Below are 10,673 nucleotides of genomic sequence, written 5' to 3'. Positions count from 1 at the left end.
CACCCTGTCGTTCTCTGACGTCCTGTCATAGAGGTCAGAGCATATTCCTCTGACACTTACGCCTCCTCTGCCCTTGCTCTGTCAAGAAGGTCCTCCGCGTGACGCTTACCTTTCCCCGCTCCCACAACCTGGTGCTCATCGGCCAACCACCGCTCATGCAATCCCTGGCCCTGTCCATCAACGAGGAAATCCGTTCCCGCGTCACCTATTCGGCCATCCTCCCGCGCCTCAGCCCAGAGACGGTCGAACAGTTCGTCCTCGACCAGCTCGACCGTGCAGGTCTCGGCCACAACACCTTCACCGCCGAAGCCCTGGCGCTGGTCGTCCGCTCCGGCGAAGGACTATTACGGCGCACCCGCAACCTGTGTCTCAGCGCCCTCATCGAGGCGGTGCGCGACCAGACCCGCATCGTGGACCTCAAACAAGTCAACCGCGTCCTCATCCAACCCCACTGGAGGAAAGACTATGACAGCCCGCTCCCCGCAACCCCGCTGGTCGCGTGAACAGATCCGCGCCGCGCGCCTGGCCCTGCTCGTGCCCCTGCTTGCAAAACAGGGCCTGCAACTGCTCCCCCGCGAGGCGGGCAACTTTATCCTGCCCGCCTATCCCGGCCTGATCGTCAAGGACAGTTACTGGCGCTGGCCCGAACGCGACCTGGCCGGCAACACCATCGACTTCCACGTTCAAGTGCTGGGGATGACCTTCCACGACGCCATGCGCCAGATCACCGGCCAGTAGTTGAGCGCCACCGCCCGCGGGCGTCGTCACCGTACGACGCCCGCGTGGTGGAAAACCGCTTCCCAGAGAAAAATCCGGGGCTTACGATGGCAGTGCGAGCAGCCGGGACGCGGCACTCAGCTTGCGACGCCAGTGTGAGCCGTCATCCAAAACTGGCACCTTACCATCGGAGCGCGGCCCAAAATGCGCGCGACCTGAATGAAGAGCTGGAAACGACCCACCCGCTCACAGAGCTACGACCAGAGCGTGGTTATTCGGCCACAAAACACGTTGAGAGTGCGGGCGAAACCCCGAAAATCTTGCGACGCCATTTTGGCCGTTTTTACGACGTCAAAAAAGTTCGTAACATTTATGTTTTCCACAAGGAATCTTGGCGTAGGGCGTGCATAGCTTGAATAGGCCGGACGGATCGAAAGCATTCACCGGATTATTATCGACAAAACAGTACAGATTGACTCCCCCTTCCTCTTGGAGGGGATCTCTATTCAGCCACCGTTGGAGATTGGGGTCATAGAAGCGATAGCCAAAGTAGTAGAGGCTCCAATTGCCGGTCCATTCCTTGGAACTTAACCGATACATGTTGGCGCTGGCCAGGGTGCCACTCGACGAAATCGTGTTGTTCGTGCGCTTGTTCAAATTCCAATGTGTGCGTCGCGCTCCTGCGAACTGATTTGCAGGCTTCAATGCGTCTCGTGCATTGCTGCGTCGAGTGTTCGGATAATGTCCTCCTTCAAAAAAAGAACGTCATCGCTCGGCGCAAAACCCAGACGTGCCCGCCGTTTCGTTCTAATGTTAAACCGATAATAACCGGCAAATTTAGTAGACGTACCCGTGATCAAGACGTCGCCAGTCTTTGGGTCCATGTCATACACAGTGCCTCCCCAGCGAATGGGAATTTCTTCGGAGAGCCGGTAGCCGGCTGATGACTTCTGATAAATCAAACACTTAACGAGGTATCCTGATTGAGCTGGCCTCCATGTGCCGAATATAATCAAGCTGTCTGCTGTTGCGTAAGCGCCTTGGGGATGATCTAAATCGTGTGGCAGCTCCACGACTGGTTGCTTGGGATTCTCAGGCGTAGAAACGATCCAGCCCGGCTTGTCTCGGAATTTGAGCACCACAAAATCTCCGCCCGAAACTCCCATGATTCTAGCCCAAATCGATTCGAATGGAATTACCGCGCCCGCTTTAAAAACGTAATTAGCGTCTTCGAATCGGGAGAAGAATCTGGACGAGCTCCCCTGACCCTCGTACCACTGCTTGCCGCCTTCCAATCGGAACACCGGAGTTTCCAGATCGTCGTACCAGACTATGTGGTAACCCGGAACTTCTTTGATTCCATCCCGCGTAACTATTAGCGTGCGATGAGCGGCTTCATTGCCTTTTCGGAAATAAAAGGTGATGAAAAGCTTCGAGCCGGTCGAATCTCTCTGAAATCCGATTTGGTAAACAGGGGCATGCACTCGCGCTTCCAAGTATTTCGAGAACTCTGGATAAGGCAGCGGCTTCGAACGCAAATTCTCTCCAGGAATCTGGATTGAACCTGCGGCGCAGCCACAGAGAGCGAGGAATGCGAGAGCACTGAACAAAGCGGGCCTCAATCGACACCTCGGTTCTTTCCGAATCGTTTATGCGGCGGAATGTCCGATGCGGGAATTCCCGCCCCTGCCGGAGGCGGTGCTGTTAGACACTTGTCGAGAGGGTTGTGGCAATCATTGAGACCTGGAAACCAAATCCTCTTGTTGGCCTTATCTCTACAACATTTGATCGCCGCGTCTTCTTTGCCATTGCTGTTTGGGATGCGCTGGCAGCTCACCCCTGAATCTATATCACCGTACCAAAGATCGAATCCTTCCCCTGATCCAGGAAGAGGGCCTTTGAGGCTGTCGTCGTGCGTGTTAGGATTCCCACTGCTCCCTTGCATAGAGCAGTCGTGCTTTCCTTTAGGCGTCTCTTTTCGATCATCCCACATGTAAACGTGGCTGATTCCGATAATTCCAAACGCGCGGCTGGTGCAGACCCACAAGCTAAGACCAAATGGATCCATGGCGAAAACGGGCTCATTGCGCACAAACGTGTATAAATTCGGACCTGAACTACCATTTACGCTCCCTGCGCCGTGGTGCAGGACCCGAAATCCGAGTTCATTGATCGGATCTCTATTTGGCCATTTGCGCCGACCCGATGCAGTTCCGTAGCCGCAAGGCCGTGAACCGGGCGTGATTATTGGGCGAACGCGGCGTTGCCGGGACGAGCGACCCGATGCGGTCGGGCAAAGATTCCGGGCGCGAGTTTTTCGAGGGGAGGTCGCCCGCGTCGGCGCGAACGCGCCGCGTGAAGCCGCTGACAGCGGCTCGGCGGCTAAAAGAGGAAGGCAACTTTGAGCGCCTGCAATCACGGCGCGAGATTACTCGTTCGGCCCGGATTGCGAAAGCGGTTTTTTCTCCGCGACTTTCGCGGACGGATGGCAACGCGCGTGAACTTCTTGAAGCTGCTTGATGCTCACTTCCGTGTAGATGGCGGTGGTGTCGAGCTTCTCGTGACCGAGCAACTGCTGGATGAAGCGGATGTCCGCGCCGTTCTCCAGCATGTGCGTCGCGCAACTGTGGCGCAGGACGTGGCAGCAGCCTTTGCGCTTCAACCCGGCTTGCTTGAGCCACGCGCTGACCATGCGCGAAAGCACGTCGGGATTGAACGCCTCGCCGTAGCCGGTGAGGAACAACGCCGGCGTGCGCGTGTCGAGACAGAGACGCGGACGGACTTCTTTCAAGTAGCGTTCGAGCCACGCGACGGCGCGCGCGCCGACGGGCACGACGCGGTCTTTCTTGCCCTTGCCCAAACGCACATGAAGTGTGCGCCGCTCGGCGTTCACGTCGGAGAGTTCGACGCGGCAAAGTTCGGTGCGCCGGAGGCCGGTCGAGTAAAAGAGTTCAAGCATCGCGCGATCGCGCACGCCAAGCGGATCGTCCACGTCCGGCACGGCGAGCAATCGCTCGACTTCGGAGAGCGTGAGGACTTCCTGGGGCAGACGTTTTTCCGGTCGCGGCAGTTCAAGCTCGCTCGCCGGATTGTGGAGGATGACGTTCTGCCGCGTGAGCCAGCGGCAAAAGTCTTTGAGCGTGCCGAGGTGTTCGCGCTGCGTGCTCCAGCCCATGCGCTGGCCGTTGGGTTTCTGGTAGCGCCAGAGCCAGCGTTGGAAGTTTTCCAGGATGGGCCGCGTGATTTGCGCGGCGTTCGTAAGGTCGCGCTCCGCCGCCCAGGTGAAGAAGAGTTTCAAAGTGTAGCGGCGATGCTCGACAGTGGTGGGCGCGTAGTTGCGGATGGCGAGGGCTTCGAGATAGGCATCGTGCCACGACCCCAGCGCGTCGGGCGCGCTGCGGTCGTAGTGGTCGGGGTGTTTGTCCTGGCCGCCGCGCTGGTCTTTGGCGCGCTCGGCAAGCTTCATTGCTCCGGCAAAACCTTTCGGGCCTCCCATACGATTTACGATTGATGATTTGAGTTACAAGGGCGGTCGCGGCTCGCACTCCAGATGTGCGAACCCGCCAACCCGCCAACCGGTTCAAAAACTCGCGCTGGCATTGGTTAAAACCGGTGGCGGGGGGCTTGCGCCAACCGCCGCCAACCGCGTGCTTTGCTCCGCCAACCGCGAGTCCAAACCCGCCAGCGGCGCGGTGTAACCGACCCGCAGTTCCTCCACGGTGATCAAGCCGACGTGCGCGACCGCTTCGGGCGCGTCCACGTCGAACAACAGTTCGTAGAGGAACTGGTTGTTCAGGCGCGCGTGGCGCGTCGCCAGATATTCGAGTTCAACGAGGCGTTCCAGGTGAACGCGCACTTGCGTCAGACTCCAGCCGCAGAGGTCGCGCAGTTCTTTTCGACTGAACGTCGTTGCGCCTTTCGCGGCGCGTTCCTTGCGTTTGCCTTTCATCAGCTCGCGGATGACGGCGAGCAAGCGCCGCGTCTGCGGCGGCAGTTCGTCGAGCGAACGGCCCAAGACTTCCGGCGCGAGCTCGTTCGCCAGCGCGATGTCATCGAGCGTGACTTCCACGAACTCGACGACGCGACCGTTGACGAGGTGCTGGCCGCGTTGCCGCTGGTGCTGGTGAAGCAGCGCGATGGCGTCAATGAGCGTGAGATATTTTTCGTGGTCGCGGCGGTTGCGCGTGCGCGCCGTGGCGAACGTGAGCGCGGGCGCGAACGGATTGACGACATGGAGCGGCGACAAGAGCCGCTGCGCGTCGCGCAGTTGCTTCAACAGGTCCTTGCGCTGCTCGTGCGCGAGCAGGCCCGCGAGCGTGCGGCGCTCGCGTTGCACGCGATGAATGCGCCCGGTCTGCTCGGCGCTCTCGTCCACCGCCAGCGTCAGGCAACGGTTTTGCAGTTCCTCGTCCAGATCAATCGCGGTCGTCGTCAGGAAGATCATCACCGGGCCTTCGACGTGATATTCCTGCGTGACCATCTTGCCGGTCGTGGGGTCTTTGCCAGTCGAGGCAATGGTGAGTTCGCCTTCGCTCTGCAAAAGTTTGAGCGCGTAGCTGGCGCGCTCCGCGCCCGCTTCCTCCACGACCGCGAGGATTTTATGTTTGAGACTCGTCTCGCCCAGGTAGTAAAGACTCTGGCCGGTCATGGCGGAGTATTTGACGCGCTCCTCCTCCGGGAAGAACGACAGCACCGCGTCCATCAACGTCGTTTTGCCCGCCGCGCTCGCGCTCTGAATGATGATGGCCAGCGGCCTTTCCAGTTTGCGCGACACGCCCGCGAGATACGCAATGAGCGTGTTGCTTTCCTCGCCGATGATGCCCGCCTGGTGGAACGCCTCGCGCAAACGCCCGATGAGATTCGGCTCGCGCAACCAGGTCAACGCCGCTTCGCGTTCCTCCGGCGTGAGCGTGACGACGTGGGCGGCTTGCGCCTGCGGTTTGGCAAGCTCGGCTTGCGCCTGTTCGACCGCGAGCAACAAGCGCGCAACGTCGCGCTTCAACAAGTCGGCGGTGAGTCCGGTTTCCTCGGCGGCGCGTTCGATGAAACGGCGGCGCTCCGCGTCGCGGCACAAGTCCACTTGATCCAGGTGAAAGCGTTCGCCGTGGTGAAGTCGCAACGCGACTTTCAGCGCGTCCGTGCCCAACGTCTTTTCCAAACCCGCCACGCGATACTCGCGGCCTTCCAGTTCCATGAACCACGCATCGCCGCGTTGCTCAAGCGTGGGCATCGTTGGCGCTGGCGGCTTTTCTTCTTTAGCCGCCGTCTCCTGTGAGCCGCTAACAGAAGCAGCTAAAGAAAGAGAAGCAGCCTGCGCGACGACTTCCGAGTAAGGAGCGGGAACGAACGGCGACGGCGACCAGCCGACGCCCGTTTCCAAACTCTCCTTGTCCACGATGGGCAACGGCTCGCCCGTCAGTTCGTCCACTACCATTGCGACGTGTTTCAACGGCTCTGCCGGTGGCGGCGTTGGTGGTCGTGTGCCAGCGCCAAGCCACTGTGCTGAGTTCAACAAGAGCGCCAGCGATTTGTCGGCGGGCTTCACCTTCTGCGCGTATTCGTTGGCATCCATGCCGTGCGGGAACTTGATGCGAAAGACTTCGACGCCGTGCGCTCTGAACCGCTCCGCGTCGCGCTGCGCCGCCCGCTCGCCCGCGTCGTCCGCATCGTAAGCCAGCTTCACGCGCCGCACCTGGCGCAACGCTTCCCAAAGCTCGTCGGTAAAACCTTCCGTTCCGAACGTGCAAGTCGTGTTGGCGAAGCCCGCGTTGCAAAACGTCAGCGCGTCCAACACCGCTTCGCAGAGGATCACTTCCTCCGCGTTGCGAATGCCGTCGCGGTTGAACAAGCCGCGATGCGGCCCGGGCGGGTAAAGGTGTTTCATCTCGCCGCGTTGCGCCCGACGGCCGTAGAAGCTCACGACGTTTCCCGCCGCGTCCAAGAGCGGCACGACGATGCAGCCGTTGAAGTGTTCGTGCCCGCTGTCGCGCCACAGGCCCAGCCGCGTGAGCCGCGAGCGCAACGTCTGTCCCGCCTGGCGGTTCTTGTCCGGCAGCCGCAGACCCAGCGTGCGGTCGGCGAAGCCGAGTTGAAAACGCGCGATGAGTTCATCGCTGCCGAGTCCGCGCGAACGCAAGTAAGCGCGTGCCGGCGCGGACTGTTTCAGGCGTTCGTGATAGTAAGCCGTCACCTGGCTGAACAGCGCCGCGTCCTCCGCCGCCGGATCGAGCGGACAGGGCAGCCGCGGCACGGAGGCCGGCGCGGGCGTGAACGCCGCCGCGCCGCCCTGGTTCAACAACTCGAAGGCGTGACGAAAGCTGCTCAAGCCGTCGTGCCGCTCGACGAACTGGATGGCGTTGCCCGCCGCGCCGCACGCCATGCAGTGAAAGAGTCCCTTGGCCGGGCTGACGATGAAGTTGGGATTGGCCTGGTCGTCGTGGAACGGACAGCGTCCGATGAAGTCTTTCGCGCCGTGCGGCTTCAACTCGATGCCCCGGCTGCGCACCAGCGCCAGCAAATCGGTCTGGCGCTTCACGCGCTCGATTTCAGATTCAGGAATGCGCCAGGCCATCGGCTGCCTCCGTTTCTGAAAAGAGTGTCAAGTGTGATTGCATTGCCCATGAGTGCGCAATATACTGCGCACATGCAAGCTTTATTTTCAGACCGGCTTTATGGTGCGCTCATGGCAACGAAGTCCAACTTGCGGCGGCTGCGTGAAGCAGCCGGGTTGTCCGTGCGTGAACTCGCCAAGCAAATCGGCGAGTCCAACACCAACGTCAGCTATTGGGAACGCAGCGGGCAGATTCCGCGCTCGGATGTTCTCGCGCCGATGGCCAAGGCGCTCGGCGTCACCGTGCATGAACTGCTCGGCGAGCCGAAGCCAGGCCGGGCGGTCACGCCCGGCGGCAAGCTCGGCCAGGTCTTCGACCGCGTGGCCAAGCTGCCCCGCCGTCAGCAGGACAAAATCATCGAGGTCGTCAACGCGTTGGTTGCCCAGTCCGCGACCGGGAACTGAACGCTTCCTTTCCTTAGCCGCTGCCTGTCCCCGGACTGTTTGCGGTCGTGGACTGGCCGCGTCAGCAGACAGTTGCTGGACGTGTCCGGGAAGATGGCCGGAACATTCCCGGTCAACCGCGCGGCGGTTGCGTGGCCGCGTAGCGGACACAAAATCCTTACCACGCTAAGGGGTAACGCGTGCCTTGTGATTTCAGCGGCTCGGACGACGGCGAAGCAGCGATTGCTTGGGGGTCGTTACCGGGGCAAGCAATCGCGGTGCGCCGCGCGGCGCTAGAGCGCATCAGCAATCTGACTTGGCCCGCGACGTTCGATTGCAACGCGCGCGTCGAAGTTTTCCCGCGAGCGTGGCCGTTGCCAGTCATCCCATTCTAAAAGCAATCCGGGAACTTCCGAACTCCAACACGGCCACGCATCGGCCATGACGCGGACAACCCGTTGCCAAACCTCGGCAGCGAAGCTGCCGGCGTCGTGAACACTGACATTTCCGAACAGCACGCGATGACAGACGAAGCGGGGCGGCGGGCGCAGTGAGCTTTGAGCGTGACGCACTGACGTTGCCGCGCGCGACAGCGCATTCAATTCCATTGCGAGCGCTCACTGCGAACGAAGCCTGTCGCCACGCGCGAACACCCGAAACGCCACGATTGCAACCGCGACGCTCGAACGTGCGAAGCTCTGGCGCGAGTCGGCGAGCGCCACTATTCCGGTTGGCCCGCCCCCGGTGCAGCCACCTGCGCGGAGTGGCGCGCTGGCTGCCTTCCCTTCTTAGCAGCCAGCGTGACACGGAGCGCCCGCCGGGGGTGTCTTTAAGGGCGGCGGGCCGCTAGCAGCCCTGGCCGGAGTCTGAGCGAAGGAGCGGCCAGAGCCAGAGGGTGCGGGGGTGGAAGGGGCGCACGCTCTGGCTCTGGACGTTCCGCACTCCGCAGCGAAGACGTAGCGCCAGGGCTGTGCGGCAGGCGCGGGTGGCCGACCTTCTATCGAGCCGGCCTGAGGCGAGCCAGATTCCTTACACCGTTTGTGCGGGACGGACGGTTTGGTTCGCTTCCGCGAGTTGCTTGATGAGTCGACGGCAGAACCAAAGCGGGATGATTCCGAAAATTCCGAATGAGCAATCAATCAATCGCCAGCCGAACGGGATTCCGCGAACGCCTCCCATCACCAGCGCGAACGGCACGACCAGCGCGCATGCAATCATCCCGAACTCGACAACCCAAACGTTCTTCACGGGATCGCGCAACGGCCCGATGAACGCGATTGCAATGACGAAGTGCCCGAACGCCAGCCAGTCCGTGCCGTAGCCGATGAACGGATATTTGGCGTTGGTTGCCACGATGCCGTCGCGCACAAGAGCGAGCCAACGAAGCAAGCCTGGTTGTTCCAAGTTGGCGCTGTCGTTTGCGCCGATGATTCGAGCCAGCAAGTTGACTTCCGTTTCGAGCGGGATTGCCGTCGCGCCGCTGATGACCAAGCCGGCGATGAAGATCCAAAGGAGAACGCGGATGCGACGTTGCAAGGCTGTCGAGGTCACCGGCGGTTTCGCTTACGGTGACGCGCTCGGCAGCTTCTTGTAAGGAATGCGTGGATCAACGCCGATTTGCATTTTCCCAAACGAGCGGCGCACCGGCAGGATTGAGATGGCTTTCCTGGTGGGGGTGTCGAAGTTCGTGACCATTTCACCAAAGCCATCCACAACCACCATGAACTCTTCGCTGAAGTAGATGTCTCCATCTTTGGCGTCGAAGCGCCACGTTCCATTTGTTGTCGCCACCTTGCCACTCGCTTTGACTTTGATGGTTTGGTCGAACTTGCCACCGTCTTTAATGGTCACGCTCTCCGTCGCGAACGGATATTCAGCAACATAAGTTCCCGGCACGTCAGAGTTGTTTGGCGGTTTTCCGCAACCGGTGAACATGCTGAACAAGCTCAGACCAAGCGCGCATTTCAAAAGAGGATTTCTCATTTCGGGCACGGGCACTTGCTTTTGTCTATCGGCTCTGTCCAGCAGATGGTCTGCTTGATGTTTCTTCCTGGGCCGGTCGTGCCGCTGCGGTCGGGGACGATGTGATAGAAGAACGAGTGCGTTCCCGCGACGTTTGGAATGCAGAACGTGACCGTGCCGTTGCCGTTGTCCGTCGCAGTAGCTCCGCCAAAGCCTCCTACTTGAGCGCCCGTGCCAGACCAGTCAGCCGTGGACGGATTGACGAGCGTATCCCAGGCTGCTCTGCCCGTGCCATAGTTGCCGTTGTTGAAGTCTTTACAGCCGCCTTTGTAAAACTTGTCACGCATCGCTTGACCGCCGGGCGAGTTCTTCATTTCGCCCGACTCCGTCGAGCCGTCATTGTAGTTACGGTTGTTGCCACCGCGACCAAGCGCCCAATCCCAGAAGAAGTCCCAGTTGCTCCGCCACGTCAGCCCGTCAATGTCCACTCTGGTTAACGGATTGTTGCCGACGAAGGCATACAAGTTCGGGCCGTCAGGGAACTCACCCAACGGGTCTCTATTTGGCCACCGTTGGAGGTTGGGATCATACCAACGGTAGCCGTAGTAATACATCCCGCTGTTGTTGTGCCGTTCCTTCGAGCTGAACCGATACACGTTCACCCCCGACAACGTGCCGCTCGATGAAATCGTGTTCCCAAACGGATCGTACCGATAACTCGCCACCATGCTTTGATTGGTGTCCACCATGTAGGTGATGTTCCCGTTTCCATCGGCATGATAATAATTGTGGTTCGTGAAGCTCCCGCTCCCGGATTGATACGCATGGCTGCGCGACAGCAAGCCGCCGATGCCACCCGCGCCTTCCAATGAACCCGACAGGTCCGCGCCCCGCGTGTAGCTCACCGTCGGATTGCTCGTCCGCTCCTGGATCACCCGCTTCCCGTCGTAAACATAATGCGTCGTGGTGCCGGGATACCAGCCGCTGATCCACGTATAGT

At 60.4% G+C, this 10,673-nt stretch carries 10 protein-coding genes; 3 read left to right on the top strand and 7 right to left on the bottom strand.

All coding sequences use genetic code 11. The features are described 5' to 3' along the window. Positions 1-98 precede the first annotated feature (98 nt). Together VN887_02945 and VN887_02940 are read left to right on the top strand one after the other, a co-directional pair. Positions 99-503 (top strand): hypothetical protein, encoded by a 405-nt coding sequence (locus VN887_02945; GenBank protein ID HXT38958.1) that lies wholly within the window; start codon positions 99-101, stop codon positions 501-503. Beyond that, positions 466-738 (top strand): hypothetical protein, encoded by a 273-nt coding sequence (locus tag VN887_02940; GenBank protein ID HXT38957.1) that lies wholly within the window; start codon positions 466-468, stop codon positions 736-738. Before VN887_02945 ends, VN887_02940 begins: the two co-directional genes overlap by 38 nt. 330 nt (positions 739-1,068) lie before the next feature. Here the strand turns inward: VN887_02940 and VN887_02935 are convergent, their stop codons facing one another. The 4 genes from VN887_02935 to VN887_02920 all read right to left on the bottom strand — a co-directional run bounded on the left by VN887_02935 (position 1,069) and on the right by VN887_02920 (position 7,288). Continuing rightward, complete coding sequence (locus VN887_02935; protein ID HXT38956.1) at positions 1,069-1,422, bottom strand: RHS repeat-associated core domain-containing protein; 354 nt, start codon at positions 1,420-1,422, stop codon at positions 1,069-1,071. Then, on the bottom strand, positions 1,419-2,255 hold the full coding sequence (locus VN887_02930; protein ID HXT38955.1) for a hypothetical protein: 837 nt from the start codon (positions 2,253-2,255) through the stop codon (positions 1,419-1,421). Before VN887_02930 ends, VN887_02935 begins: the two co-directional genes overlap by 4 nt. Before the next feature lie 890 nt (positions 2,256-3,145). Then, positions 3,146-4,183, bottom strand: a complete 1,038-nt coding sequence (gene xerC, locus VN887_02925) for a site-specific tyrosine recombinase XerC (protein ID HXT38954.1) — start codon at positions 4,181-4,183, stop codon at positions 3,146-3,148. Positions 4,184-4,297: 114 nt separating this feature from the next. Further along, positions 4,298-7,288: a CHC2 zinc finger domain-containing protein gene (locus tag VN887_02920; GenBank protein HXT38953.1), complete on the bottom strand. Its 2,991-nt coding sequence runs from the start codon at positions 7,286-7,288 to the stop codon at positions 4,298-4,300. Positions 7,289-7,360: 72 nt separating this feature from the next. Here VN887_02920 and VN887_02915 point away from each other — a divergent pair, with 72 nt between their 5' ends. Next, entirely contained in the window at positions 7,361-7,732 is a 372-nt protein-coding gene (locus VN887_02915; GenBank protein ID HXT38952.1) for a helix-turn-helix transcriptional regulator, read from the top strand. Positions 7,733-8,740: 1,008 nt separating this feature from the next. Here the strand turns inward: VN887_02915 and VN887_02910 are convergent. From VN887_02910 to VN887_02900, 3 genes are all read right to left on the bottom strand, one after another. Continuing rightward, on the bottom strand, positions 8,741-9,262 hold the full coding sequence (locus tag VN887_02910) for a hypothetical protein (protein ID HXT38951.1): 522 nt from the start codon (positions 9,260-9,262) through the stop codon (positions 8,741-8,743). 12 nt (positions 9,263-9,274) lie between these two features. Beyond that, positions 9,275-9,694, bottom strand: coding sequence for a hypothetical protein (locus tag VN887_02905; protein HXT38950.1), 420 nt, complete (start codon positions 9,692-9,694; stop codon positions 9,275-9,277). Then, on the bottom strand, positions 9,691-10,673 hold a 983-nt coding region (locus tag VN887_02900), incomplete at its 5' end, for an RHS repeat-associated core domain-containing protein (protein ID HXT38949.1). The genes VN887_02905 and VN887_02900, both read right to left, overlap by 4 nt.

Source organism: Candidatus Angelobacter sp. (assembly GCA_035607015.1).
Taxonomy (GTDB): domain Bacteria; phylum Verrucomicrobiota; class Verrucomicrobiia; order Limisphaerales; family AV2; genus AV2.
The sequence above is the reverse complement of the archived record's forward strand: the minus strand, read 5'-3'. Positions and strand labels throughout refer to the sequence as shown.